This window comes from Pseudomonas sp. PSB18 (genome assembly GCF_014596565.1).
GTDB lineage: Bacteria > Pseudomonadota > Gammaproteobacteria > Pseudomonadales > Pseudomonadaceae > Aquipseudomonas.
The window spans coordinates 73,949-100,780 of sequence record NZ_NOIN01000012.1 but is presented as its reverse complement, the minus strand read 5'-3'; the positions used below and the strand labels follow the sequence as shown (position 1 = coordinate 100,780).

General features: G+C 61.4%; 25 protein-coding genes. 13 read left to right on the top strand and 12 right to left on the bottom strand.

What is annotated here, in order from left to right; translation table 11 throughout:
• The first annotated feature begins 102 nt into the window (after positions 1-102).
• On the top strand, positions 103-561 hold the full coding sequence (locus tag CGA22_RS23395; RefSeq protein WP_041022704.1) for an REP-associated tyrosine transposase: 459 nt from the start codon (positions 103-105) through the stop codon (positions 559-561).
• A 261-nt stretch (positions 562-822) separates the two neighbouring features.
• Entirely contained in the window at positions 823-3,930 is a 3,108-nt protein-coding gene (locus CGA22_RS23390; protein ID WP_188258718.1) for a transglycosylase domain-containing protein, read from the top strand.
• A gap of 12 nt (positions 3,931-3,942) precedes the next feature.
• On the opposite strand, the gene CGA22_RS23385 is transcribed toward CGA22_RS23390, so the two are convergent.
• The 7 genes from CGA22_RS23385 to CGA22_RS23355 form a co-directional block, all read right to left on the bottom strand.
• Positions 3,943-4,437 (bottom strand): CS1 type fimbrial major subunit, encoded by a 495-nt coding sequence (locus tag CGA22_RS23385; RefSeq protein WP_041022997.1) that lies wholly within the window; start codon positions 4,435-4,437, stop codon positions 3,943-3,945.
• A 109-nt stretch (positions 4,438-4,546) separates the two neighbouring features.
• Positions 4,547-5,029, bottom strand: a complete 483-nt coding sequence (locus tag CGA22_RS23380) for a CS1 type fimbrial major subunit (protein WP_041022998.1) — start codon at positions 5,027-5,029, stop codon at positions 4,547-4,549.
• A gap of 46 nt (positions 5,030-5,075) precedes the next feature.
• The gene (locus tag CGA22_RS23375; RefSeq protein ID WP_041023015.1) at positions 5,076-5,819 is read right to left on the bottom strand and encodes a pilus assembly protein; all 744 of its coding nucleotides are present in this window, start codon (positions 5,817-5,819) and stop codon (positions 5,076-5,078) included.
• Positions 5,820-5,876: 57 nt separating this feature from the next.
• A complete protein-coding gene (locus tag CGA22_RS23370) occupies positions 5,877-7,121 on the bottom strand; it encodes a hypothetical protein (protein ID WP_041022999.1) in 1,245 nt (414 codons plus the stop codon).
• Positions 7,122-7,167: 46 nt separating this feature from the next.
• Complete coding sequence (locus tag CGA22_RS23365) at positions 7,168-8,424, bottom strand: hypothetical protein (protein ID WP_041023000.1); 1,257 nt, start codon at positions 8,422-8,424, stop codon at positions 7,168-7,170.
• 148 nt (positions 8,425-8,572) lie between these two features.
• Positions 8,573-11,107, bottom strand: a complete 2,535-nt coding sequence (locus tag CGA22_RS23360) for a CS1-pili formation C-terminal domain-containing protein (protein ID WP_041023001.1) — start codon at positions 11,105-11,107, stop codon at positions 8,573-8,575.
• Positions 11,108-11,223: 116 nt separating this feature from the next.
• Positions 11,224-11,709 (bottom strand): CS1 type fimbrial major subunit, encoded by a 486-nt coding sequence (locus CGA22_RS23355; protein ID WP_041023002.1) that lies wholly within the window; start codon positions 11,707-11,709, stop codon positions 11,224-11,226.
• Between the two features lie 418 nt (positions 11,710-12,127).
• Here CGA22_RS23355 and CGA22_RS23350 point away from each other — a divergent pair, with 418 nt between their 5' ends.
• The 4 genes from CGA22_RS23350 (at position 12,128) to purT (ending at position 15,351) form a co-directional block, all read left to right on the top strand.
• Entirely contained in the window at positions 12,128-12,709 is a 582-nt protein-coding gene (locus CGA22_RS23350; RefSeq protein WP_041023003.1) for a PadR family transcriptional regulator, read from the top strand.
• Positions 12,702-13,487 carry a siderophore-interacting protein gene (locus CGA22_RS23345; RefSeq protein ID WP_041023004.1) on the top strand — a complete coding sequence of 262 codons (786 nt, stop codon included), beginning with the start codon at positions 12,702-12,704 and terminating at the stop codon, positions 13,485-13,487. The genes CGA22_RS23350 and CGA22_RS23345 overlap by 8 nt, the downstream gene beginning before the upstream one ends.
• A gap of 112 nt (positions 13,488-13,599) precedes the next feature.
• Entirely contained in the window at positions 13,600-14,067 is a 468-nt protein-coding gene (locus CGA22_RS23340; protein WP_041023005.1) for a preQ0 transporter, read from the top strand.
• Positions 14,068-14,169: 102 nt separating this feature from the next.
• Positions 14,170-15,351, top strand: coding sequence for a formate-dependent phosphoribosylglycinamide formyltransferase (purT, locus tag CGA22_RS23335; protein WP_041023006.1), 1,182 nt, complete (start codon positions 14,170-14,172; stop codon positions 15,349-15,351).
• A 190-nt stretch (positions 15,352-15,541) separates the two neighbouring features.
• On the opposite strand, the gene CGA22_RS23330 is transcribed toward purT, so the two are convergent.
• Complete coding sequence (locus CGA22_RS23330; RefSeq protein WP_041023007.1) at positions 15,542-17,956, bottom strand: glucose/quinate/shikimate family membrane-bound PQQ-dependent dehydrogenase; 2,415 nt, start codon at positions 17,954-17,956, stop codon at positions 15,542-15,544.
• A gap of 419 nt (positions 17,957-18,375) precedes the next feature.
• Here CGA22_RS23330 and CGA22_RS23325 point away from each other — a divergent pair, with 419 nt between their 5' ends.
• Both CGA22_RS23325 and CGA22_RS23320 read left to right on the top strand, forming a co-directional pair.
• Positions 18,376-18,606 (top strand): VF530 family DNA-binding protein, encoded by a 231-nt coding sequence (locus CGA22_RS23325; RefSeq protein ID WP_024780901.1) that lies wholly within the window; start codon positions 18,376-18,378, stop codon positions 18,604-18,606.
• A gap of 3 nt (positions 18,607-18,609) precedes the next feature.
• The gene (locus CGA22_RS23320; protein WP_041023008.1) at positions 18,610-19,242 is read left to right on the top strand and encodes a Pr6Pr family membrane protein; all 633 of its coding nucleotides are present in this window, start codon (positions 18,610-18,612) and stop codon (positions 19,240-19,242) included.
• A gap of 24 nt (positions 19,243-19,266) precedes the next feature.
• Here CGA22_RS23320 and CGA22_RS23315 read toward each other — a convergent pair whose 3' ends face one another.
• The 3 genes from CGA22_RS23315 to CGA22_RS23305 are packed head-to-tail and all read right to left on the bottom strand — an operon-like array spanning position 19,267 to position 20,611.
• Positions 19,267-19,476, bottom strand: a complete 210-nt coding sequence (locus CGA22_RS23315) for a DUF1289 domain-containing protein (RefSeq protein ID WP_041023009.1) — start codon at positions 19,474-19,476, stop codon at positions 19,267-19,269.
• Positions 19,473-19,997, bottom strand: coding sequence for a gamma carbonic anhydrase family protein (locus CGA22_RS23310; RefSeq protein ID WP_041023010.1), 525 nt, complete (start codon positions 19,995-19,997; stop codon positions 19,473-19,475). The genes CGA22_RS23315 and CGA22_RS23310 overlap by 4 nt, the downstream gene beginning before the upstream one ends.
• Positions 19,998-20,011: 14 nt before the next feature.
• Positions 20,012-20,611: a CoA pyrophosphatase gene (locus CGA22_RS23305; RefSeq protein ID WP_041023011.1), complete on the bottom strand. Its 600-nt coding sequence runs from the start codon at positions 20,609-20,611 to the stop codon at positions 20,012-20,014.
• Positions 20,612-20,756: 145 nt separating this feature from the next.
• On the opposite strand from CGA22_RS23305, the gene CGA22_RS23300 reads away from it, so the two are divergent.
• Together CGA22_RS23300 and CGA22_RS23295 are read left to right on the top strand one after the other, a co-directional pair.
• Positions 20,757-21,308 carry an NUDIX hydrolase gene (locus CGA22_RS23300; RefSeq protein WP_041023012.1) on the top strand — a complete coding sequence of 184 codons (552 nt, stop codon included), beginning with the start codon at positions 20,757-20,759 and terminating at the stop codon, positions 21,306-21,308.
• Positions 21,309-21,346: 38 nt separating this feature from the next.
• Positions 21,347-21,853 (top strand): murein L,D-transpeptidase family protein, encoded by a 507-nt coding sequence (locus CGA22_RS23295; protein ID WP_041023013.1) that lies wholly within the window; start codon positions 21,347-21,349, stop codon positions 21,851-21,853.
• A 247-nt stretch (positions 21,854-22,100) separates the two neighbouring features.
• Here the strand turns inward: CGA22_RS23295 and CGA22_RS23290 are convergent, their stop codons facing one another.
• Positions 22,101-22,460, bottom strand: a complete 360-nt coding sequence (locus tag CGA22_RS23290) for a DUF6124 family protein (protein ID WP_041023014.1) — start codon at positions 22,458-22,460, stop codon at positions 22,101-22,103.
• Between the two features lie 1,496 nt (positions 22,461-23,956).
• On the opposite strand from CGA22_RS23290, the gene CGA22_RS23285 reads away from it, so the two are divergent.
• Genes CGA22_RS23285 through CGA22_RS23275 form a run of 3 tightly spaced genes read left to right on the top strand, consistent with a single transcriptional unit; the run spans position 23,957 to position 26,831 of the window.
• The gene (locus tag CGA22_RS23285; protein ID WP_041022951.1) at positions 23,957-24,688 is read left to right on the top strand and encodes a GntR family transcriptional regulator; all 732 of its coding nucleotides are present in this window, start codon (positions 23,957-23,959) and stop codon (positions 24,686-24,688) included.
• Positions 24,689-24,721: 33 nt separating this feature from the next.
• Complete coding sequence (gene nagA / locus CGA22_RS23280) at positions 24,722-25,828, top strand: N-acetylglucosamine-6-phosphate deacetylase (protein WP_041022952.1); 1,107 nt, start codon at positions 24,722-24,724, stop codon at positions 25,826-25,828.
• Positions 25,809-26,831, top strand: coding sequence for an SIS domain-containing protein (locus CGA22_RS23275; RefSeq protein WP_156996933.1), 1,023 nt, complete (start codon positions 25,809-25,811; stop codon positions 26,829-26,831). Before nagA ends, CGA22_RS23275 begins: the two co-directional genes overlap by 20 nt.
• Position 26,832: the final 1 nt, after the last annotated feature.

The following is a 26,832-nucleotide window of genomic DNA, read 5'->3' as shown; positions in this document are numbered from 1 at the left end:
GGGACTACGCAGATTTCGGAATTTTCATTCACACGTCTCAGCCTCGTGGAAACACTTGCACGGCTAGGCTGCATTGACACCTCTCTCACAGGGAAGCAAGGAATGCATCCACGCCCCAATTCCCATCGCTTGCGCCAAGGTCGCTGTTCGGAGCAAGGGCGCGGCTACCTGGTAACGGCTGTCATTCATCGACGACGCCCAATATTCGCTGACTGGAACGTTGGAAGATTGTTAGTCGCTGAATTTAAACGAGCCCATGACTCGGGCCAGGTCAAGTCCTTGGCCTGGGTGGTGATGCCGGATCATTTCCATTGGCTGGTTCAAATCAACAATACCCCTCTGAGTCGAGTCATTGGTGCCACAAAAGCTCGATGCACACACAGCGTCAACAGTCGGACCGGGGCGTCCGGCCCGCTCTGGCAAAGCGGCTTCCACGACCGTGCGATCCGCGACAACGAAGACCTGCTGCCCTTCGCCCGCTACATCATTGCCAACCCGCTTCGTGCAGGGCTGGTGGATCGTATTGGCGATTACCCGTTGTGGGACGCCATATGGCTCTGAAGCTGTGGCGAGGGGATTTATCCCCGCTGGGCTGCGCAGCGGCCCTAAAACCAGACTACCTCGATACATCAGGCAGATCTAATCGACTGTTTTAGGGCCGCTTCGCGCCCCAGCGGGGATAAATCCCCTCGCCACAGGGGTTTCATGGTGTCTACAGGATTTCAGGGTGCCGGCCTGTCCACAATTTTCCCCTCCCCCACGCAAACCACCGTCTAAGCTTCAAGCAAGTCCGATCAATCTGCGTGAATGGATCAGTCGACTATGGGCGCTCTATGGCAAACCGATTCGAACAAACCTATGGTCCCGACTGAACGTATGGAAGAAGCGCCTATCACCCCAAAAAAACGCCGCGCGCGGCATGGCTGGCGGGCGTTCTGGTTGTTGCTGCTGATTATCGTCGTGGTGGTCGGGTTCGCGGTGGCCAAGGAAATGCGTACCTCCAGGTTTCAGGCCAGGGAGATCAGCAAGTACGCGGCCTCCCTGAGCTACTCGCTGCAACCGGGGCCCAGCGATGCCATTGTCTATCCCGGTGCTGGCCCATTCGATCGGCGGCTGGGCTACAGCTCGCTGGGGGAGTTCCTGCCGCGACTGCTCAAGCGCAACTACGTGATCCAGACCCAGACGCGGTTTTCGCCGGCCTTGATGGACTACATCGGAAAAGGCCTGTTCGTGCCCTATACGGAAAAGATCCAGGCCGGCCTGACCATCACCGATTGCCGTGCCGCGCCGCTGTATCAGTTCAAGTACCCACAACAGCTGTATGCGAGTTTCGACGCCATCCCCCCCGTGGTGGTGCAAAGCCTGCTGTTCATCGAAAACCGCTTCCTGCTCGATCCCCGCCAGCCCCAGGCCAACCCGGCGGTGGATTGGCCGCGCTTCGGCATGGCGGCGTGGTCGCAGGTGGCCAAGCTGTTGAGCTTGCCGGGACAGTCCGCCGGGGGCAGCACCCTGGCGACGCAATTGGAAAAGTACCGCCACTCCCCCGATGGCCTGACGGTCTCGGGGGGTGAGAAAATCCGCCAGATGATTTCCGCCAGCGTGCGCGCTTATCGGACCGGTCCGCAGACCCTCGAGGCGCGGCAGCGGATTGTGCGCGATTACCTCAACAGCGTGCCGCTGTCCGCCGTGCCGGGGCATGGAGAGGTCCATGGCATGGCCGAAGGTTTGCGGGTCTGGTACGGCGCCGACTTCAACCGGGCCAATGAGCAGTTGTTCAGCACCGCCACCGATCCGCGGAGCCTGGCGGAAAAGGGCCTGGCCTTGCGGCAGATGCTGTCGTTGATGATCGCCCAGCGCCGCCCTTCCCATTACCTGTCCAAGGGGCACGACGAACTGGCGAGCCTGACGGACAGCCACATCCGGCTGCTGGCCCAGAACGGTGTGATCGACGGCGCCCTGGCCGATGCCGCCCTGGCGAGCCAGGTCAGTTATCGCGATTGGGTGCAGCAACCGACGATCCAGCCCAACGAAACCAACAAAGGCATCAGCGCCGCCCGCAGTCGACTCGCCACGCTGCTCGACCGGCCGTTGTATGACCTCGATCGCCTGGACCTGTCCGCCACCAGCACCTTGCAGAACGATCTGCAGACCCAGGCCACCGAGTACCTCAAGCGCCTGGCCGACCCGGCCTTCGCGACCGAGATCGGCCTGATGGGAGAACGCCTGCTCACCCCCACCAGCACCACCCAGGTGCGCTACAGCTTTACCCTGCTGGAACTGACGCCGGACGGTTCGCGCGTGCGGGTGCAGACCGATAGCACCGACCAGCCTTTCGACATCAACGAAGGCAGCAAACTCGAACTCGGTTCCACCGCCAAGTTGCGGGTACTCACCACCTATTTGCAGATCATCGCCGAGCTGCACGACCGCTATGGTGCTGAAACCCCGGCGGCGCTGAAAAAAGTCGAGGTCGCCGAACAGGATCGCCTGTCCCGCTGGGCTGTCGACTACCTGATCCAGAACAGCGACCGCAGCCTGCCGAAGATGCTCGAGGCGGCGTTGGATCGGACCTATTCCGCCAGCCCTGGCGAGGCGTTCTTTACCGGCGGCGGGCTGCACACCTTCCACAACTTCCGCAGCGAGGACAACGGCCGCAACCCCACCTTGCGCGATGCCCTGCGCGAGTCGATCAACCTGCCGTTCATCCGCCTGATGCGCGACCTGGTGCGCTACGCCACTTATGCCGGGCCCAACAGCAGCGCCGAATTGCTCAAGGACGACAGTGACCCACGGCGCCAGGAATACCTGGCCCAATTCGCTGACCGCGAAGGCACCTCGTTTCTGCTCAGGTTCTGGAAGAAGTATCAGAAGAAGGACACCAGCCAGCGCCTCGAAACCTTTCTCGACAGCATGCACCCCACGGCGATCCGCCTGGCCGCCGTGCACCGCTATTTCTTTCCCAACGACAGCCAGGACAGCTTCAACCGCTTCGTGCGTTCGCATCTGCAATCAGCCAAGAACGCCGAGAAACTCACCGACGAACGCCTGGAGCGGCTCTACCAGAGCTACGGTCCCGGCGCCTATGACCTGCCGGACCAGGGCTTTATCGCCAAGGTCCACCCGCTCGATCTATGGTTGATGGGTTACCTGCTGAACAACCCGGACGCCAAGTTCAGCCAGATCGTCAAGGCCAGTGAGTTCGAACGCCAGGAAGTCTACAGCTGGCTGTTCAAGAGCCGGCACAAGAGCGCCCGTGATAGTCGTATCCGCACCATGCTCGAGATCGAAGCGTTCCTGGATATCCACCAGCGTTGGCAAAAAGTCGGCTACCCGTTCGACCATCTCGTGCCTTCGCTGGCCACGGCCATCGGCAGCTCCGGTGACCGCCCCGCCGCACTGGCGGAGCTGGTGGGCACCATTCTCAACGACGGTATCCGTCAACCGGCACTGCGGGTCGACAGCCTGCACTTTGCCGTCGACACCCCCTACGAAACGCAACTGATCAACGACCCGGATAAAGGCAAACGCGTGATGCCGGCGGAAGTGGCCCAGGCCCTGCGCGGTGCGTTGTCCCAGGTGGTGGATGCCGGCACCGCGAAACGGGTGGCCGGCAGTTTCAAACTGGCCGACGGTACGCCGTTGGCCATGGGCGGCAAGACCGGCACTGGCGACAACCGTATCGAAGCCATCGGCGCCGGTGGGCGCATCCTCAGCTCCAAGTCGATCAACCGCACGGCCACCTTCGTGTTCTACATCGGCGACAGCCATTTCGGCACCCTCACCGCCTATGTACCGGGGGCCTCGGCGCAGAACTTCAAGTTCACCTCGGCCTTGCCGGTGCAGGTGCTCAAAGGGATGGCGCCATTTCTCATGCCGTACTTGCAGCCGGGCAGTCACACCCAGTGCACGCCGTTGGTGGCGCGCCAGTAAGGAACGTGCGGATTACGGCGTCACCCGAGGCACCGCGTCGAAGATCACGGTAAAGCCTACTGTGTATAAGCCTCCCTGAAGGTTTGTAGGCATGGCATCAGGTCTGATGACCATCTCGGCCTGCGTACCTGGCGTTGACGAAGCATCGTCCACCACTTCAACCGGCACGGCGCTCAGGCGCACATTATTGAACAGGACGCGCAGGGGAATAGCTTGGGCACCGTTGCTCAAGTCAGGCTGATCCTCGGGCAGGTACGCATGGATCGACCCGTCGGTATTTTTCACGTCGTAGGTCTGGCGCAGGGTGCTCAGAGTATTCTTGATCGGATCGTAATACATGTATTCGTCCTTACCGAATTCCGGATCCCGTGGCTGCACATGAAACTGCTGGGTCGGAATGTTCGCGCTGATATGGATGGCTGAACGTGCATCATCAGCCCCCCATGCCAGCGAAGGACTCAAGGCCGCAGTGACCAGAGCAGTAACGGATACGAATTGCTTGAACATGCTTAACATCCTTTTATTTTGTATTTGAAAAGCGGAGAAGTAACGCCAGTGCTCCGCAATCACTGTCCAGACACAGAACCTGTGGCGCCGGGCACAGGGGCCGAGTGCCCTACGGCGCCGTGGCGTCGAACACCATGTGCACCGTGCCGTAGTAGTCGCCGGGCTTATAGTCGTCATCGGGCTTGATGGCGGCGATTTCCAGCGGCACCTGTCGGCCCGGCCGCGCCTCGGCGGCCGTGACCACCTGGGCGGAATCCAGGGTCAGTACCACGCCGTTGAAGCGCACGCGCAGGTCGATGCGATCACGGCCATTGGACAAGTACGCCTCCTCCCCGAGGCGGGCACCAATGGAGCCGTTGCTGTTCTTCACCTCGTAAGTGGCCCGCAACGGGCTCAAGTCCGAGGTGATGGTGCTGAACGGCAGCCGCTGTTCCCGCTGGACCAACTGCGGGTCGAGGGGCAACACATAAAAGTCGGCCGTCGGGATGGTCACGTAGAGTTCGAAGGTTTCCCGCTCGACCGCCCCCCAGACCGAGGTCCAGGGCATCAGCAGGGCCGTCAATGCGAGGGGACGTAGCCGTGTCTTGATCATGTTTGATTTACCTCTTGCGTCAACGACGGTTCGACGACGGTCACCGTCAGCCCTTGATCTCGACGTTCTGGGTCTTGCCGCCTTCGATCAGGGTGAAGCGATATTCACGCCCCGCCTCCTTGTCGAACGAGAACGTGCGGCCGGTCATGACGTGGTGCTTGGTGGTCGGCCGGCACTCGTTCTCTTTCTTCGCTTCGCAGTCCTTGAACTCATCGACCACCACCACGCTGTTGCCGTTGTTGCGCAGCACGTAGCGATTGGCGTTGTTATCGATCACGGTGTCGAAGCGGGTGTCCTTGGGCCGCACGAAGAACACCGTGCCGTACCCCGCCAGGACCTTGACCCCGGCCGCCACGCGCTCTTTTTTATACGCTTCGCGCTCCTCCGCGCTGACGGCGAATTCGTCCTCCGCTTCCGGCACCACCGGCACGAAACGCACACGGAAGTAACGCTCCTTGTCGCGGTTGCCCATGAACAGCAACCGCGTGCCTTGCACACCGTTGGCCGGCACGATCAGGCGCGCCGGGCTGGCCATCAGGCCATCCTTGGCTTGGGCACTGGCCTGGTTCTGCAGGGGCACCTCGCTGTAGGTGCCGTCTTCGTTGTAGATGATTTCCAGGATGTTCACCTTGACGAAAGCCGTCGACGTGCCGCCGTTGAACACCCGTTTCATGTACGTGGTCTTGTTGCCGTCCAGGTAGTCGTAAACCACCCCGACACCAATCTGCGGACCGGCGTGGGCCACGCCGCAAAACAGGGAAAAACCAACCCATGCCCATAGCTGTTTCATCACTTGCTTAACCTCATGCATTAAACGCAACTCATTAGAAATTTGGCCGGCAGGCCACTAGACTTCCGAATCCCAGATCACCGTGACGCTGCCGGAGTAAGCCTTGGCGCCGGTGTCCAGCATCTGCTCGACGCTGCCCTGGGCCACTTCGAAGTGCAGCATTCCCAACCTGCGGTCGACATAGAATCCCGGCTGGAACAGCTCGGTTCCGCTGCCGTCAAGCCGCAACGGACGCTGACTGACCGGTTGCCCGGCGGCGTCGGTCAGGCCTTCGGGCAGCGTCACCTTGATGCCCACCGGCACGGCATGGCCGGTGCCGGTTTCAGTGATCGCGCAGGTATTGCCACTGATGTATTGGCATTCGAGCCCCATCTTGAAACGCGAAGAAGTCGAGATATGGAAGCGCTGGTCACGAAACAGCCGCGTCGGTTTGCGTCCGCTGTTCAGCCAGGCTTGCCAACCTTCCTGCGGCACCAGTTCCACCCGGTTGCCGCCGGGAGGCACCTCCACCTTGAGATTGTGTTCGACGTCCAGTTTGAAATTGAGGGTGATCACCGATTCATTGGGGATCATCACATCACCGAAGTCGAAGTCCTGCCTCGGGCCGAGACCATAGACCAGGGAGCCGGTGTACTGGCCGGACGACATCTTCAACGGGTTGGGAGTGCGCAGTTCGTAGGCGAAGTTCATGGAGGTGTACTCCATGCCCGGGATCAGGTACCGGGCCCTTTTGGCACAGCTTCCTTCGACCGGGGTTTTCCAGAAGAAGATGTAGGTACGGTCGCTCAGACTCGATTGACTGCTGGATCGACAAGGTGCGGGGGCGTACTTCCAGGTAGATCCCCACAACATCGCATGGGCGGTCCCCATGTCCACGCCACCTCCGACCAAGTCAATAGCGCTGACCCCAAGGTCGTACATGGAGCCGATGCCGGCGATGCGCACCTGGACGATTTCAGTCTCGCCCGTGCCGGTATGGGTGACCTGCGCCAGACGCCAATTGGCAGGCACATGGAATATCGCCCCTTGCCGCAGATCCGCATGATTGGCCTGGATGGGCGCGTTGGAATACGAGTTGATGTTCCACTGAAGGCTGGACATGTTCTCCCTTTCACAGTCGGCTGGGTAAAAGGCGCAATAACCCGAGACCGGCGTGGTATTGCGAAAGGTATTCTCGTTGGGCTTCGAAGGGTCGGGCCTGAAGACTGCGGTGATCTCCTTGCTCACGGCATGGGCCGTCGATGCGCCGGCCAATAACATCACCGAAACCACACTACGCACTGCTACTGGTAGACCTTTCATCAATCCCTCACCTTCCTTTCGCCTCAGGCTGGCCAATCCATGCCCTTTAAACTTCCGAATCCCAGATCACCGTGACATCGCCGGCGTAACGCGTGGCGCCCGTGTCAAGCATCGCTTCGACGCTGCTGCGGCCTACTTCGAAATGCAGCATCCCGAGTCGGCGGTCGACGTATAAGCCGGGCTGGAACAATTCGGTGCCACTGCCATCACGCAGCAGTCGCCGGCGGTTGACCGGTTGCCCGGCGCCGTCCGTCAAGCCATCGGGAAGGGTCACGGCGACATCCACCGGCACGGTATGCCCGGTGTCGGTTTCGGCGATCGCGCAGGTGTTGCCACTGATGTACTGGCATTCGAGCGCCATCTTGAAACGGGATGAGGCGGAAATATGAAAGCGCTGGTCACGGAACAGCCGTGTGGGCTTGCGTCCGCTGTTGAGCCAGGATTGCCAGCCTTCCTGGGGCACCAGCTCCACACGATTGCCGCCGGGGGGGACTTCGACCTTGAGGGTGTGCTCGACAGTCAGCTTGAAATCGAACGTGAGTATCGGATCGGAGGGGATCATGATGTCGCCCATGTCCAGATCCTGGCCCGGCCCAATGTTGTAGGTCAAAGAACCCGTGTACAAACCACTCGACATTTTCAGCGGGTTCGGGGTGCGCAATTCGTAGGCGAAGTCCAGATAGTCGTAGACCAGGCTGGGGATCAGAAAACTACTCTTTTTGGAGCAAGCCGCTTCGACCCGGGTCTTCCAGAAAAACCGGTAAGTCGTTGCGTTCAAACCTCCGTGACCGGTATATCCGCAAGGTGAAGGGGGGTTCACCCAACTGTGCCCATAACCGCCCCATAACCGGTTGTGTGCCAACGTAAGGTCTATGTTTGGATTACCTATCAGGTCGAGCACGTTCATTGGAAGACGGTATCTCGAGCCGATTCCCGAAAAGCGTACTTCAACGGTTTCAGTTTCACCGGTACCGACATGAGTCACCTGGGCGGTACGCCAGTTGGCGGGTACCTTGAACGTCGCTCCTTGCCGGTAGTCAGTGTGATTCGCCTGAATAGGGGCGACCGAACTGAAGCGGACAGGCAACTGAATACTGAATATCTTGGTGGCCGCGCAATCCGCCGGATAGAAGGTGCAATAGCCACTGACCGGGGTGGTATTGGTAAATTGATTCAGGTTTGGCTTCGAAGCATCGGGCCTGAATATCGCGCTGATATTCTGGTTCACGGCATTGGCAGCAGGCACGCAGGCAAGCAACAGCATCGAGACCACGCTGCTCACGGCTACCGATAAGAATTTCATTTATACAACCTCATACGTCAAAGCAAATCCCTGCAAGTTTTTGGGAGAAAATTTCACAGTGGGAGCAAGGCTTGCCCGCGATGCAGGCGCCTCGGTCTTCACGCGAACGGCGTTATCGTTCATCGCGGGCAAGCCTTGCTCCCACAACTCATGAACGCTGCTTGACCGGGTCGGCCGCGGCCAGCGAGCTATCGGCCAGGCTGTCCGGCGTGCAATGCAAATCGCCGATCATCAACACATCGCCTTCGTCGCTGGCGGTTTCCGGGTCGAGGCGGAAGCGGCAGAACAACTCGTTGCCGTAGCGCACCTCCAGGGTCGGGGACGCGGCATTCATCTCCATGGAGAAGAATCCGTCCGCCTCGCTGACGCCGCGGCTGGCGTGGTTGATCACGTGGTGGCCCTTGAGCGGTTGCCCCTGTTCGTCCAGCAGGCGCCCGAGCACGGTCACGGTTTTCATCACGCTGACCTTGCGGTAGTCCACGCCGCCTTTGTTCAGGTGATAACGGGTGCGTGCCGGCTCGATGCTCGCCGCCGGTGGATGCACGCCCTCGAAGTCGAAGGTGACCATGCTGTTGCGGTAGGCGGTGATCGGCACGAAGTTACGGCCCGGATGCAAAGTGGTACTGCCGCCGGTCAGGTCGTCGGCGCGCAGGACGATGTCGTCCAGGTCGGTTTCCACATCGACGATCATCCCTGCGCCACGGCCCTGGGGCACGCCGGTGAAGACGGCTTTCTGGCCGCCAACGGCCACGGTGCTGCTGAGGTTCAGGCCGCCGGTGAGGTTGTCGTTATAGGACGAGCGCTGGAGGAAGCCGTCGCCATAGACCGACTCAGTGCTGAAGCTGGCAATGCCGGACATGCCCACGCCATAGGTATCGGCCAGCGCCGTGCCGGAGACGCTTTGCAGCACGTGATCCTGGAGGTCGCGGCGATAGGTCAGCGACGCATTGTTGTCCCGGTCACCTTCGCGAGAAGTGCGCGTGCCGATGCTGCCCGACCAGTATTCGCCCGGTCCGCCCAAGGCCACGCTGAAGCTCAGGTCCACGCCACGATTGCGCCGGTCGCTGGTACTCGAGGTGCCGGGACGATCGAACACCGACAGCCGCCAGTTGGCATCGCTGCCACGCAACTTGCCGCGCTGGGTCCACCCCAGGTCCAGGCCCGCGCCCTGGACATTGCCTTCGCTATAGGCCAGCCGTCCGTTGATGGAGGACTTGTTGTTCAAGCGATGATTGACCGACAGCGATGAGTTGCTGGTCTGGCCGACGAACACGTTGCGTTGCCGGATGCGGGTGCCATCCGGCAGGATCTCGTAGGTATTGCGGGTGTCCAGCCAGCTGCGGTTGTGGCTGGCGACGAGGCTGCCCTGGCCGTAGCTGTACAGGGCTTGCACGTCCATGCCGTTGCCATACTGCTCGGTGTGATAGACGTTGGCATACAGACTGGTGTGGGAAGCCAGCGTCCAGTCCACCGACGTGCCGAGTTGCAGTCTGTCCTGCACCTGGCGCGTGGAACCGCCGACGATGACCCTGGGGTGCAGCAGGTAGTTGACGCCAAACCCCGCCGTCGTGAATCCCGAGGGCTGGTCTTCCCAATTGCTCCAGAGCCGGGTTTCGCGACCGGCGAACAGGTTGTAGCGCCAGCGCTCCTCGGTGCTGCTCCAATTGTTCGGTTTGTAGACCAGTTCCTGACTGGTGGCAGTGGTCTGTCCGTCCTCGATCAGCCGCACTTCCACTTCATAGATGCCGCCGGGCAACGGGCGGGTGTCCAGGCTCTGCAGGCCTGCGCTGACGGCCTGGGTATTGATCAGCAGGCCGCTGCGATAAATCTCTACCGAAGCCTGACGGCTGGCGGTGACGTAAATGGGGTAGACGCTGGGCTTGGGGTTTTCGATGACCAGGCTGTCCGAGCTGCCGTACATCACGCCCAAGGCAGTGTCCGGATTGGCGCCGAACGAACGGATCTGGCGGTTCAAGCCATCGGAGCTGGGGGTGAAATACCCCAGGCGGAAAAAATGCCCTTCCAGTTCACGTTGGGTGAACAGCTCATAAACGGCGTGGTAGAGCTTGTCGTCCGGCCCACCCAGGCGCGAGAGCTGGAGATCCATGGACTGGCTCCAGTTGCCCACGCTGGAACTGGCGTTGAGGCCATAGCGGCCACCGGTGTCCTGTTCCTGGCCACCGTTGAGGTTGAGTTGGTTGTTGAAGATCAGGCCGAGGCTGCCGCCCTGAGGCTGGTCGTGATAACGCTGGGTTTCGGTACCGCGCTCGACATCCCGAGTGAGGATCGACACCAGTGAGTTTTCAAGACTGTAGTGCACTGCAAGCAGCCCGGCGGTGCAGTTCTTTTCACAGGCACCTAACAGTTGTCCCTGTTTGAGTGTCTGTTCCCATTGGTCCCGCTCGGCGGCCTTGATCGTGCTGTCGTGGGTGTCGGTGAACTCGAGCAGCGTAATGCGATCATCCCGCGTCAAGACCACCATGGCTTCACCGAGGTACTGTTGATTGAGCTCAATACGAACGGCCAGTGGCACATCGAAAAAGTGCGCTTCAAACTCCGCCGGCAGGCCCTTGGCCTGGGACAGCAGGCTACTCGGCGTGGTACCGGGGGCAGTCGGCGCGGCCAATGCGCTCGCGCACAATAACAGCGCGAGCGCACCCGCGATGGGTGTCATCGGTAACATCAACGGACTCTCATAATCAGCGAGCTTTCGGGGTGTTTCAGGTTCAGGCCGACCGGCTGGGGAGAGCCGGTCGGCCTGGTGCTGGCGAGGTGAGGCTCACCGGGTAACGAACAGCCTTACGGACGCGGCACGGCGTCGAAGATGACGGTCATGTCGGCGGTGTACAGGCCGTTCTGGGTCGCGAGCGGCTTGGCCGGAACGATGGTCATCTCGGCCTGGGTGCCCGGGGTGGAAGTTGCGTCGTCGACCACTTCCTGGGACATGGCGGTCAGGGTGACGCCATTGAAGGTCGTGGTCAGGGCGATGGCATCGCTGCCGTTGTACAGCGAAGCCGGGCCACCTTCGATGTAGGCATTGACCGAACCGTCGGTGTTCTTCACGTCGTAGGTCTGACGCAGCGACGTCAGAGTGCCGCTGACCGTGTTGTAGGACATGGTCTCATCCTTACCCCAGTCCCCGTCGCGTGGCTGCACATGGAACTGCTGGGTCGGGATGTTCGCGGTGATGTGGATGGACGAACGTGCGTCATCGAGAGCGAAGGCCAGCGAAGAACTCAGGGCCGCGGCGGTCAGGGAAGCGGCAGTTACGATTTTCATGAGCATTGTTAACACCTGTTCATAGCAATAAAGAGAGAAGGGCCGAAGTTGCACACCAATACAGCTTGGCGTGCCCCTTCAACGCCGGTGCATGATCGTCGCTCTTTAATTAAAAATAAGCAGGAAAGTTCGTAGACTCATGTAGTAAAGCGCGCATGCAAAACAACGAAAAATACGCAATTTTCGATAAATCGTAACTTTGAATGTAAGAGACTTCCGACATTCTCACTAGTTGCGGTTAAAACACCCAGACGCCCATCCGGTTTCGTCCCGCACCCATAAGGGATTCAGGTAAGGTCTTGTTTCACTTCAAGTATGACGCAACCGAGATATATCTTTTAACAAAGATATATCTATAGTCGAAGATATATCTGAAGTCAAAGATATATCTCGGTTCTATTTATGCAGAACAGAGAGTAGATAGATGACAGTTCCTTATTACCCCCCCGCTCGCGAACAAGACCATCGCGATGGTTTCGAACGGCGCCTGCCCGGTCGTGAGCGCGGTGGGCGCGGTCCACGGGTGTTCGCTGCCGGCGACCTGAAGTTGCTGTTGTTGGCACTGATCGCCGAAAAACCCTGTCACGGTTATGAGCTGATTCGCCAGATCGAGGCCATGTTCGACGGTGCCTATACCCCCAGCCCCGGCGTGATCTACCCCACCCTGACTCACCTGGAAATGAGTAAGATGGTCAGCGGAGACGCCGAGGGCGGGAAAAAATGCTACAGCGCGACCGAGGTCGGACGTCTATTCCTCCAGGACCAGGCCGAGGCGCTGGAGGGCGTGCGGATACGCATAGAAGCCAGCAAGCGCATCCTGCGCGAGCAGGATCGACCGGCTGAAATCCACGAAGCGGTGGGCAACCTGCGTCGCGCCCTGCAAAGACACCAGGACCGCTGGAACCCGGAAGAAATCCAGCGGATACGCGATCTACTCAACGACACCGCCAAAGCCATCATCGACGGCCCGGCCCGTCCACCTGTTTCGGAGTCAAGCGATGACTGAAATCGATCCAAACACCATTCACCGTGTCAGCCACGAGATCAAACGCCGTCGCCTGCAAGTCCTGCGGGTGGTGGACCTGACCCCGCGCATGCGCCGCATCACCGTCGGTGGGCCGGAACTGGCCGGGTTCGTCAGCCTGGGCACGGATGATCATGTAAAACTGTTTTTCCCACAGAACGCCGAGGAACGGGCCGCCCTGGACACCTTCGACCCCAGCGCCGGCAAGGCCCAGGGCTCGCTGCCGGAAATGCGCGACTACACCCCGCGCCGCTACGACCTGGAAACCCTGGAGCTGGACCTCGATTTCGTGCTCCATGGAGACGGCCCTGCCTCGACCTGGGCTGCCCAGGCCAAGCCTGGGCAGGCCCTCTACATCGGTGGGCCACGGGGATCGATGATCGTGCCGGACATCTTCGACAGCTACCTGCTGATCGGCGACGAAACCGCACTCCCCGCCATCGCCCGCCGCCTCGAAGGCCTGGCGCCCAACCGGCGAGCGCTGGTGGTCGTGGAAGTGGAGAACGGTGCCGAGCAGCAGGTTTTGCAAAGTCCGGCCCAGGTCCACGTGATCTGGGTGCTGCGCGAAGGTCGCCAGGACAGCCTGCTGACCACCGTCCGCCAACTGGAAGTGCCTGGCGGCAAGCTGTACGCCTGGGTCGCCACCGAAAGCAAGGTGTCGCGGCAGATTCGCAAGGTGTTGCTGGAGGAGAAAGGGTTGGATCAGGACTTCGTAAAGGCAGTGGGTTATTGGAAGGCGGATGGTAGCGAGGAGGACTAATCCCCTGACAAACCCAGCCTGCCAGGGCAAGGCAGATTTATCTGTGGCGAGGGGATTTATCCCCTCGCCACAGGTGTATCGTTGCCCGAAATTCATCAGGTATTTCCTATTTATGCTTTTCCTGATCGCCTACATCGCCAGCGTCGTGCTGATCAATTACGCTTTTTCCGCCGCACCGCACCTGGACATCATCTGGTCGGCCTGGGGTGGCCTGGTGTTTGTCCTGCGGGACATGGTGCAGACCCGGTTCGGCCATGGCGCCATCGCGGCGATGCTGGCAGCACTGGTGTTGTCCTATGTCACTTCGGACCCGACCATCGCCCTGGCCAGCGCCACGGCGTTCGCGGTGTCCGAGTGCATCGACTGGCTGGTGTTCACGATCACCAAGCGTCCGTTGCATGATCGGTTGTGGATCAGCTCGGCGCTGAGCATTCCCCTGGATACGTTCATCTTCTTCGGCCTGATCGACGCGCTGACCCCACCGGTGGTGATCACCGCCCTGGCCTCGAAATTCGCCGGGGTCACCGCGGTCTGGCTGATCATGGCCTGGCGTTTGCGCAAGCAGGCCGTCGCCGGCTGAAGCCAAACCCCGTGGTTCATGTAAAATGCCGCGCTTTCTCCCTATGGGAAGCTCGCCCGGCGTGCAACCCTCGATGATCCGCTCCTGTTTGAGGACCTTCAGATGACCCGTATCGGAACTCCCTTGTCGCCCACCGCGACCCGCGTTTTGTTGTGTGGCAGCGGTGAACTGGGCAAGGAAGTGGTAATCGAATTGCAGCGCCTGGGCGTGGAAGTGATCGCCGTGGATCGCTACGCCAATGCACCCGCCATGCAAGTGGCCCATCGCAGCCATGTGATCAACATGCTCGACGGCGCCGCCCTGCGTGCCGTGATCGAGGCCGAGAAGCCGCACTTCATCGTGCCGGAAATCGAAGCCATCGCCACCGCTACCCTGGTGGAACTGGAAGCCGAAGGCTTCACCGTGATCCCCACCGCCCGCGCCGCGCAGCTGACCATGAACCGCGAAGGCATCCGTCGCCTGGCCGCCGAAGAGCTGGGCCTGCCGACCTCGCCGTACTTCTTCGCCGACACCGTGGAAGACTACCGCAAGGCCGTTGAAACCCTGGGTTTCCCGTGCGTGGTCAAGCCAGTGATGAGCTCGTCGGGCAAGGGCCAGAGTCTGCTGCGCGGCAGCGACGACGTGCAGAAAGCCTGGGACTACGCCCAGGAAGGCGGCCGCGCCGGCAAAGGCCGGGTGATCATTGAAGGCTTTATCGATTTCGATTACGAAATCACCTTGCTGACCGTGCGTCATGTCGGCGGCACCACCTTCTGCGCGCCGGTCGGTCACCGCCAGGAAAAAGGCGATTACCAGGAATCCTGGCAGCCCCAGGCCATGAGCCCGGCGGCACTGGCCGAATCCGAGCGCGTCGCCAAGGCGGTGACCGAGGCCCTGGGAGGGCGTGGGATGTTCGGCGTCGAGCTGTTCATCAAGGGCGATCAGGTGTGGTTCAGCGAAGTTTCTCCGCGCCCACACGACACCGGGCTGGTGACGCTGATTTCCCAAGACCTGTCGCAGTTCGCCCTGCACGCTCGCGCCATTCTCGGCCTGCCGATCCCGCTGATCCGTCAGTTCGGCCCGTCGGCATCGGCGGTGATCCTGGTGGAAGGTCAGTCGACCCAGACCGCTTTCGCCAACCTGGGCGTCGCCCTGAGTGAGCCGGATACCGCGCTGCGTCTGTTTGGCAAACCGGAAGTCAACGGCCAACGCCGCCTGGGCGTGGCCCTGGCCCGCGACGAGTCCATCGAAGCCGCCCGCGCCAAGGCGACCCGGGCTTCCCAGGCGGTGAAGATCGAGCTGTAAGCTTGGCGACTACCCTGCTGCATTGATCGTTCCCACACTCCGTGTGGGAACGCCTCTGCGGACGCTCCGCGTTCGGCTCTTTGGGACGCGGAGCGTCCCGGGCTGCATTCCCACGCAGAGCGTGGGAACGATCAAATAAAAAAGGCGACACCTGCAAGGGTGTCGCCTTTTTCATGAACGCCGGTCTGGCTTAATCCGGCAGTTTGTACGCGATCACATAGTCACCCTGCTTGGTGCCCAGGGAACCATGACCGCCAGCAACGACCAGCACGTATTGCTTGCCGTCCTTGCCGGTGTAGGTCATCGGCGTGGTCTGGGCGCCGGCGGGCAGGCGGCCTTCCCACAGTTGCTTGCCGTTCTTCACGTCATAGGCACGCAGGTACTGGTCGAGGGTACCGCTCAGGAACGCCACGCCCCCGGCGGTGGTGAACGTGCCGCCCAGGCTCGGTACGCCCATGCTCAGCGGGATCGGCACCGGCGAGCTGTCACGCACGGTACCGTTCTTGTGTTTCCACAGGGTTTTGTTGTTGGTCAGGTCGACTGCGGCCACATAGCCCCAGGCCGGCGCCTGGCAGGGCAGTCCCATGGGCGAGAGCAGCGCTTCGAGGATCACGCCATAGGGCGCGCCCTTGTTCGGCTGTACACCTTCGGTTTCGCTCTTGCGACCCGGACCACCGGCCACGTCGGCCGCCGGTACCAGCTTCGACTTGAACGCCATGTAGCTCGGGTTGACGAAAGCGATCTGGCGCACCGGGTCAACCGAGATGCCGCCCCAGTCGAACACCCCGAAGTTGCCCGGGTAAACGATGGAACCCTGCAGCGACGGTGGCGTGTACATGCCGTCATAGCGCAGCGACTTGAAGTCGATCCGGCAGAGCATCTGGTCGAACGGGGTCACGCCCCACATGTCGCGTTCCTTGAGGACCGGCGGCACGAAGTTCAGGTCGGACATCGGCTGGGTCGGCGAGGTGTGGTCACCTTCCACCGCGCCTTGCGGCACCGGGATCTCCTTGATCGGGATGATCGGCTGGCCGTTGCTGCGGTCCAGCACGTAGATGCTGCCCTGCTTGGTCGAAGCCAGTACCGCCGGCTTCACGCCGTCGGCGGTTTTCATGTCCATCAGGGTCGGTTGACCGCCGACGTCCATGTCCCACAAGTCGTGGTGGGTAAACTGGAAGTACCAGCGCACCTTGCCGGTGGCAATGTCCAGCGCGGTCAGGCCGGCGGAGTATTTTTCCGATTCCGGGGTACGCAGGCCACCGAACTGGTCGGGGGTCTGGTTGCCCATCGGCAAGTAGAGCATGCCGAGTTTTTCATCGACGCTGAACATGGACCACATGTTCGGCGAGTTGCGGGTGTAGGTCTGGCCCTCGGCAATCGGCGTAGTGTCGTCCGGCTTGCCGCTGTCCCAGTTCCACACCAGCTTGCCGGTGTGCACGTCGTAGGCGCGGATAACACCGCTGGGCTCGTCGGTGGAAACGTTGTCGGTGACGTGACCGCCGATCACCACCAGGTTCTGGGTGACGGCCGGAGGCGAGGTGGAGTAGTAACCACCCGCGGTGAAGCCACCGATGTTGGCGCTCAGGTCGACCTGGCCTTTGTCACCGAAGTCTTCGCACATCTTGCCGGTGTCGGCATTGAGGGCGATCAGGCGGGTGTCGGCGGTCGGCAGGAAGATCCGGCGCGGGCACACGGTGCTGGCCGGCGTGGTGCTGGCAGTACCGGTGGGGCTCTGCTCGGCAGAGGTGTACGCGGCGTCATCGTGATAGCTCACGCCACGGCAGGTCATATGGGCCCAACCCTTGAAGTTTTCCGCCTTCTGCGTGGAAAGCTTCGGATCGAAACGCCAGATTTCCTTGCCGGTCTCAGGCTCCAGGGCAATCACCTGGCTGTGAGGGGTGCACACGTAGAGCATGCCGTTGACTTTCAACGGGGTGTTTTCAGCGGTGGTCTCGCCCGGGTCGTTCGGTCCCGGCAGGTCGCCGGTGCGATAGGTCCAGGCCGGTACCAGCTTGCTGACGTTCTGCGGCGTGATCTGCGCCAGCGGCGAATAACGGTCGCCATGGGCACTGCGGCCATAGGAGTTCCAGTCGCCGTCCGGCATTGCCGGTGCGGTGTTGGCCATGCCAGCTACGTTGTCACGGTCCAGTTGCCCCTTGATTTCACCCGGGTTGGTGAACTGGCTGGCCAGTGCCGCGACACCGGCGATGACCACCGCGGCGCCCAGAGCACGAGTACCCATGGGGGACGCATCGGCCGTCAGCAGCGGACGGCGGAACCATGGCAACAACAGGACAATGCCCAAGGCGAACAGCAGCGCCAGGCGCGGCACCAGTTGCCACCAGTCCAGGCCCACTTCCCACAGGGCCCATACCGTACTGGCGAACAGCACCAGCGCGTACAGCCCCAGGGCCGCGTGACGGGCCATGATCAGCAGCACGCCGGTCAATGCCAGACCGATACCGGCCAGCAGGTAATACCACGAACCGCCAAGCGTGCTCAGCTTGACCCCGCCGGCCAACAGGGCCAGGCCCATCAATAGAAGCAGAATGCCGAGCAGACTCGGTAGCAGACGGCTTCGATTCAAAGCACCTTCAGTGCTCATAGTGTGATTCTCCGTGATATTTAAGGAGTCCCGCGCAAGTAATCACTGTAGATGACGATCCTGCGAAGGCATGGTTCAGTAAAAAGCTGACCCGTTATTGGCAGCCCGTTGTGGGAGCGAGCCTGCTCGCGATAGCGGTGGGTCTGCCAACAGGCATGTTGAAAGTGACGCCGCAATCGCGAGCAGGCTCGCTCTCACATGAGGTTACAAGGCAAGACAGCGCTATCTTTTAAAATCCTGATACGCCAGAAAAACCGTTTCAGCAGAGGGCGCAAGAATAAGGTCCCGCCTCCGATAGAGAAAGCGCTTTTACCGACATGAATCTTTTCGAATCCGGTAACAGTGTTGCCACTAGACTTCCAACACATGGGCGCCTCGGATAAGGTGCGCGGCTTATTCCTCTTCACGCAAATACCTCCATGACCGAACAGCACAACAACCCCCTGCACGGCGTGACGCTGGAGCAGATCCTTAACGCTCTGGTGCAGCACTACGAGTGGTCGGGGCTGGCCGAACGCATCGATATCCGGTGCTTCAAGAGCGACCCGAGCATCAAGTCGAGCCTGACCTTCCTGCGCAAGACACCGTGGGCGCGGGAGAAAGTCGAGCGGTTGTATATCAAGCTGATGCGTACCAAGCGGCCGGTCTGAACCATGAACATTCGACAGCGCTTCGTATCCGTGGCGGCGCTGCTGGGCTGGGCGGGATTGAGCATCCAGCTGTATCTGATTCTGCTGGGGCGGTGGGAACTGGGCGCGAGCCTGCTGGGCGGCCTGGTGAATGCCTTCAGCTTCTTCACGGTGTTGACCAATACATGGGTGGCCGTGGTGCTGACGTGCGAAGTGACCCGCCGCGAATCGGCCGCCCGGCGCTGGTTCCTGCGGCCCGCCGTCAGCAGCGGTATCGCCGTGAGCATCGCCCTGGTCGGCCTGGCCTATAACCTGTTGCTGCGCCATCTTTGGCAACCCGAAGGCTGGCAATTCGTCGCCGACGAATTGTTGCACGACGTGATGCCACTGCTGTTCATCGCCTATTGGTGGCGGTGCGTGCCCAAAGGCACCCTGCGCCTGTGGCATATCGGCCTTTGGGTGATTTACCCCGTGGTGTACTTCGCCCATGTCCTGTTGCGGGGGAGTTTCCTGGGGGCGTACCCCTACCCTTTCATCGACGTCGCTAGCCTGGGTTATCCACAGGTGTTCATCAATGCCGGAGGGATATTGCTGGGGTTTGTCGGAATTGCGCTGGGAGTGGTGGGATTGGATCGGTGGATGGGGCAGCGGTATTAGAAGACTGCCACAGAGGACTTGTACTCAAGACCTCCCCGGCAACATCCACACCAACCCACTGGCCTTCGCCCGCTCATGACACAACGCCAATACGCTACGCCGCTCATCGTTGTCCATGCTGCGCCAACGGGTGATCTCGGACACGGTGCGCTGGCAGCCGGTGCAGACGTCGTCATCGTCCAGCGAGCAGATGCTCACGCAGGGCGAAGGCACCGGGCGTTCGGGGGCGTTCATGATGTCTGCTCGGCCAGGTCGCGGGCATAGCGCTGCGCGTTGTGGACGTAATGCGCCGCACTGGCCTCGAGCATCTTCTTCTGGGCCTCGGTCAACTCCCGGACGACCTTGCCAGGTGAGCCCATCACCAGCGAACCGTCGGGGATTTCCTTGTTTTCGCCGATCAACGCATTGGCGCCGATGATGCAGTTCTTGCCGATCTTCGCGCCGTTGAGAATCACCGCATTGATGCCGATGAGGCTGTAATCCCCCACCGTGCAACCGTGGAGCATGGCGTTATGGCCAATGGTCACACCGGTGCCGATGGTCAGTGGAAAACCCATGTCGGTGTGCATCACCGTGCCGTCCTGCACGTTGCTGTCCTTGCCGATCAGGATCAACTCGTTATCGCCGCGCAGCACGGCGTTGAACCAGACACTGGCGCCTTCTTCGAGGCGGACCTTGCCCACCAGCGTGGCGTTGGGGGCGACCCAGCTCTGTGGGTGGGTTTCGACACGGGCATCGCCCAGGCGGTATTTCATGAGGATCCTCGGGCTCAGGTATTGATGAAGCTTCTGGGTGGTTTGTGCAGGTCAATGCCGGCGTCGAACAGCAGGTTCACCAGCTCGACGATCATGATCGCCGTCAGGCCCCAGATCTTGTACTCGCCAAAACGGTAGCTGGGCACGTACCAGCTGCAGCCCTGGTAATCGATGCGATGGGTGTGTTCGCGGGGATCCTTGCGGAAAAAGTCCAGCGGTACATTGAAGACCGCGGCGATCTCGGCATCGTTGGCCTGATACTCGACGAAATCCGGAATCACCCCGACATAGGGCGTGACCTTGATGCCATGCAACGAAATCAACGGGCTGAGGGGGCCGATCACTTCCACCAGGCCGGGGGGCAGGCCGATTTCTTCTTCGGCCTCGCGCAGGGCGGTGAACACCAGGTCCGGGTCCTCCGGGTCACGTCGCCCGCCGGGAAAGGCCACTTCGCCGCCATGGGTCGAGAGCCCGCTGGCGCGCAAGGTCAGTACCAGTTCCGGCTCGTCACTGCGGGTGATCGGCACCAGCACCGCGGCTTCAGGGAAACGTCGGTCGGCCTGCAGATCACGCGGGGTATGGTTGCTTACTCGATGCAGTAGCTCGTCCAGCATGAGACTTCTCGATTCATTCGCTGCCTTGCATCATGCACCAATCGTTCAAGCCGCCCAACCCCCGGACCACGTCGTGTCGCGAAACGACAACTTGCCGACACCCGTCCCGCACGCCAAGATAGGCGCAGCATTCAGGAACCCAAGCATGAAATTCTGCAGCCAGTGCGGTAACCCGGTGATCCAGCGCATACCCGAAGGCGACTCGCGCCTGCGCTTTGTCTGCGACACCTGCCACACCATCCACTACCAGAACCCCAACATCGTGGCCGGTTGCGTACCGACCTGGGGCAGCAAAGTGCTGCTGTGTCGACGCGCCATCGAGCCGCGACGCGGCTACTGGACGCTGCCGGCGGGCTTCATGGAAAACGGTGAAACCGTCGAACAGGCCGCCGAACGCGAAACCGCCGAGGAAGCCTGCGCCCGGGTACGGAATTTAAGCATCTATACGTTGATCGACGTACCGCACATCAGCCAGGTGCATGTATTCTTCCGTGCCGAGCTGGTGGATGAGAACTTCGCCGCCGGCCCCGAGAGCCTGGAAGTGAAACTGTTCGAAGAAGCGGACATTCCCTGGGACGAACTGGCTTTTCGCACAGTGGGCCGGACCCTGGAATACTTCTATGCTGATCGACGAACCGAGCATTACCCGGTGCGATCCGAATCGATCCCGCCACTGGCTCAGCCTGCCAAGACCTGAAAAACCATATCGTCACGACCTTTAGGGATACCGTTTCAATGCGCTGGTTGCTTGTGCTGTTCTGCTTGTCGTTCGCTGCTGTGTCCCAGGCTTCTGCGGTGGGAACCTATGACGGCAAGGTCATCGAAAAAGTGCTGGTGCTCAAGTCCGCCCATCAATTGCAATTGATCAACGACGGCAAACCACTCAAGACCTACCGTATTTCCCTCGGCAAGGGCGCCAAGAAAGGCCCCAAACTGATCCAGGGCGACAAGCGCACCCCTGAAGGTTTCTATTGGATCGACTGGCGCAAGGTCAGCGACCGTTTCTACCTGTCGATGCACATCTCCTACCCCAACATCAGCGACGCCGCCCGCGCCCGACGCGAAGGTGTAGAACCTGGGAGCATGATCATGATCCACGGCACGCCTGATTCCGAAGAAACCCCTGAACAGCTGTTCCACACCCTGGACTGGACCGATGGCTGCATTGCCATGCGCAACGTCGACATGCGCGAAGTCTGGAACCTGGTGCCGGATGGCACGATGATCGAGATTCGGCCGTAGCGTCTGTCCCTTATGCGGCAAGCGCTTGTTGAGGCATGGAAGCCTTGTTGCGACATGTAAGCTTTTGTGGCGAGGGGATTCATCCCCGCTGAGCTGCGCAGCGGCCCTAAAGCCAAACAACCCGGTGCGTCAGGCAGATTGAGTCGCTTGCTTTGGGGCCGCTGCGCGCCCCAGCGGGGATGAATCCCCTCGCCACAGGGGGGCCACACATCTGAGCCTGCTCGCGATGGCGCCGGCCCTTACGCCATCAAGCCCGTAGCTCCACCCGATCCAGCGCCTTGTCCGCCAACAGCGCGCCCAACTCAATCATCTGCGCCACCCCCAGCGCCACATGCCGCCGCGATCCGTCGAGGTCGAAGGCCAGGTCGCTGAGCATGGCATTGGCCGAGGCCAGGGTTTCGCTGAGGTTGGCTAGCAGGACTTCGGTGTCGACGCTGTCTGCGACGATGAACAGCTGCGATGTGGGTTCGGGGGCTGGGTCGCTGTCGTCAGGCTTGAGGTAGTAGTCCAGCGCACGGTCGCCGGCCTCCTGGAGTTTTTCGGGGGCGTAGTCACCGTAGGGGAAGGTGGAGGTGGGTTTTGGAGGGTTTGGGGTTTCTTTGATCATGTGCAGCTCCTGATTCGGTGGAGCTACCAACCTTCTGCGGTCAAACAAAAAGTGGCAGCTGTACGCGGGTTGACCGACCGGGAATCAGGAATCCGGCACGTCCGAAGACGTCCCACGCACAGCTGCCGCGACACGATACCTCAGACGGAAGAAAAACGCCTGAACTAGGTCTTGGAACGCTGGCGCGTCTAGATTCTCGGACGGTCAAATCCGGTCGCTGAATTGGCAGCGACACCCACAGGCTAGAGCCACCGCTTCCGAGGGACAACCTGAAAAACTTGTCGGAAACTTCGGTGCGTCTGACAGACCGCGCGATAGATCGCTGATGATTTCAATCGCCTGCAAATGCCAGTAGGTGTGTATATCCGTTTCTTCGGTAACGGCCACTGGCAGTTCCGCCCTTACGGCGGGTCACTTTTGGAAGAGCGCCAAAAGTAACCAAAAGCGCTTTGCCCCACCACTGGGCACCTCGCCAAGGCGAGGTGCTCCCTCACTCCGGCGTTGCTCCGTGGGCCCGCCGCGAAGGGCCATCCATGGCCCAGCGCGGCTAATCCGGCATCCATGCCGGATTGCCCACTACGCAACGCCTGCGTTCGGCCCTTGTGGTTTACGGGGCGTCTAAGATCAAGATCAAGAGCAAAAGCAAAAGCAAAAGCAAAAGCAAAAGCAAAAGCGAGGCGGCCTAGTGGCCGGCCTGACTTTTCCGGCTGTACCTGAATCCACTTGTGGGAGCAAAGCTTGCTCGCGAAGGCGACCTATCTTTTTCCGCTGTCCCCGATCAATTGTGGGAGCGAGCCTGCTCGCGATAGCGGTGGGCCAGTTTGAAAAGTGCTGCATGAACCGACGCCATCGCGAGCAGGCTCGCTCCCACAGGGGAACGCGTGTGCTCAAAAAGCAGGTCGGCTGCAAGGCCGCCTTGCTTTCGCTTTGCTTTGCTTTTGCTTTTGATCTTCGCGCCCCGTTAACCACGCTGGCCGAACGCAGGTATTGCGTAGTGGGCAACCCGGCATGGATGCCGGGTTAGCCGCGCTGGGCCATGGATGGCCCTTCGCGGCGGGCCCACGGAGCAATGCCGGAGTGAGGGCACACCGAGCCTAGGCGAGGTGCCGAGTGGTGGGGCACAGACCTTTGGTTACTTTGGGGCGTTTGCCAAAGTAACCCGCCGTAAGGGCGGAACCACCAGTGGCCGTTACCGCAGCAACGGATATACACACCACACCTCAACCCAACCCAACCGCCGGTCGGCATAAAAAAATAAATCCAACCAGCCCCTATCACCAAAGCGCAAATACCACTTCCCCCAAAGCCCCCCTTAGCAGCTACGGTCCTCTTTCACCAAAACGACCAAAAGTAATACCACTTGAAATCCACTCCAAAAAATCCCCCCGACAATCCCAGAAACCCAAAGGCCACCCTCATTGACGTGGTATTCAAGTGGTATTAATTTCCACCCCATCACCGAGCGACAACACCCCAACAACCGCATCGGAAACCCCATGAACGACATCCTGGCCCTGCGCCCCGACGACACCCAAGCCACACCGCTGTACCTGCAACTGGCCCGCAACCTGGAAGCCGCGATCCACGCCGGCCAATGGAAAGCCGAACAAGCCATGCCGTCCGAACGCAGCTTGAGCGAACAACTCGGTATTTCCCGGGTCACCGCCCGCAAGGCATTGGAAGTGTTATTCGACCAAGGCCTGATCCGCCGCAACCAAGGCTCGGGCACGTTCATCACCCCGCGCCTGGAACAACCGCTGTCACGCCTCAGCGGGTTCAGCGAGATGTTGCGGCTCAAGGGTTTCGTGCCCGGTTCCCAGTGGCTGGAACGGGAAATCACCCCACCCACCCACGAAGAACTGATCCGCCTGGGCCTGTCCCCCACCGACAAAGTCGCGCGGCTCAAGCGCCTGCGCAAGGCCGACGACACGGTCATGGCCATCGAGATGAGCACCCTGCCCGCCGCCATCATCCCCAAACCCCAGGCCATTGGTGCTTCGCTCTACGAATTTCTCGACAGCATCGGCAAACCGGTGGTGCGCGCCCTGCAGCACATCCAGGCCATCAACGCCTCGGACGAATTCGCCGCCCTGGTGGGCATCGCCCCCGGCACCGCCATGCTGTTGATGACGCGGGTCGGCTACCTGGAGGACAACACGCCCATCGAGGTCACCGACACCTATTGCCGCAACGATTACTACGACTTTGTCGCCGAGCTCCGGCGCTAACAGCGCTGCCTCCCCAGACATCAGAGACTGCCCATGTCCGAAGACAACATCCTCACCGCCCACGGCTGGGTTCGCGGCCGGCTGATCCACGCCCACGGCAAGGTCGTGTCCGTCGAAGGCCAGCCTTGCGATCCAGCGAGCAATGACTTGCCCTACCTGCTGCCCGGCTTCATCGACCTGCATGTCCACGGGGGCGGCGGCAAGGACATCATGGAAGGCGCCCCGGCGTTCGATACCATCGCCCGCACCCACGTGCGCTTCGGCACGACATCACTGCTGGCGACCACCATGACCGCACCGGGCGAAGAGATCACCCGCGTGCTCAAGGCCCTGGGCGAGTTCTGTGAGCAACGGCAGCACGGCAGCGCCCGGATGCTCGGCGTGCATCTGGAAGGTCCCTACATCAACCCCGGCAAACTCGGCGCGCAACCGAACTTCGCCCACACCGCGTTGATGGCCGAAGTGGAAGGTTATCTGGCCCTGGCGCCGATCCGGGTGATCACCATCGCCCCGGAAATCGCCGGCCACGATGCCTTGATCCGCGCCCTCAGTGCCCGTGGCGTGCGCATGCAGATCGGCCATACCCTGGGCAGCTACGAAGAAGGCGTCGCCGCACTGGCCGCCGGCGCCAGCAGCTTCACCCATCTGTATAACGCCATGAGCCCGCTGCATCACCGCGAGCCGGGGATTGTCGGCGCGGCGCTGGCCCACGCCCGCTATGCCGAGCTGATCCCGGACCTGCTGCACGTGCACCCCGGCGCCATGCGCGTGGCCTTGCGCGCGATCCCGTGCCTGTACTGTGTCACCGACTCCACCGCCGCCGCCGGCATGCCCGACGGCGAGTACAAGCTGGGCAGCCACACCGTGACCAAATGCCTGGGCGGCGTGCGATTGGCCGATGGCACCCTGGCCGGCAGCACCCTGACCATGGACCAGGCCCTGCGCAACCTGGTGAAGATCGGCCTGCCCATCGCCGAAGCCTCGCAACGCCTCTCCCAGTTCCCTGCCGACTACCTCGGCCTGCCCGAGCGTGGACGCCTGCAACCGGGCGCCTGGGCCGACTGTGTGCGCCTTGACCGTTCCCTGACCCTGACCGACGTGATGGTCGAAGGAGAAGCCATTGACTTCCAAAATGCTTGAAGAGGCCCTCGCCGCCTGTGAAGCCGTCGAACGCCAGTTGCAACAACTGGACCCGGCCCTGCAGGAAATCGCCGGACGCCTGCGCCGTCAGCCGCCGCAAGTGGCGATGACCATCGCCCGAGGCAGCTCCGACCATGCCGCCAGCTACTTCGCCTACCTGACCATGCAGCAACTGGGCTTGCCGGTGGCGTCGCTGCCGATGTCGGTGGTGACCATGCAGCAGGCACCGCTCAAGGTCAGCGGTCAGGTGGCGTTCGGTTTTTCCCAGTCGGGACAGAGCCCGGACCTGGTGAACAGCCTGCGCCTGCTACGCAAGCGCGGCGCCTTGAGCGTGGCCCTGGTCAATGCGCTCGATTCGCCCCTGGAGGCAGCATGTGAGTTCAGCGTGCCGCTGTGCGCCGGCGTCGAAAGCAGCGTCGCTGCCACCAAGAGTTTTATCGCCACCCTCAGCGCCAGCGCACGGCTGGTGGCCCAGTGGAAGGACGACGTCGAACTACTGGAGGCCGGCAGCGCCCTGCCCGAAGGTTTGCGCGAAGCCGTCCGTCAGGATTGGAGTGCCGCCGTCGAGGCCCTGCGCTCCTGTCAGCGGTTGATGGTGATCGGCCGTGGCGCCGGGTTCGCCATCGCCCAGGAAGCGGCGCTCAAGTTCAAGGAAACCTCGGCGATCCAGGCCGAAGCCTTCAGCAGCGCCGAGGTACGTCACGGGCCGATGGCGCTGATCGATGAAAACTACCCGCTGCTGGTGTTCGCTCCTCGCGGCGCCGAGCAGGCCGGCGTGTTGAGCCTGGCCGCCGACATGCGCCAGCGTGGCGCCCGGGTCTTGCTGGCGGCGCCCGATGACATCGCCGAACGCGACCTGACCCTGACCCGCGCCGAACACCCGGCCCTGGACCCGATCCTGGCGATCCAGAGCTTTTACGGGATGGCCGCCCACCTCTCCGTGGCCCGAGGCCTGAACCCCGACCAACCGCGGCACCTGAGCAAAGTCACCCGTACGCACTGAT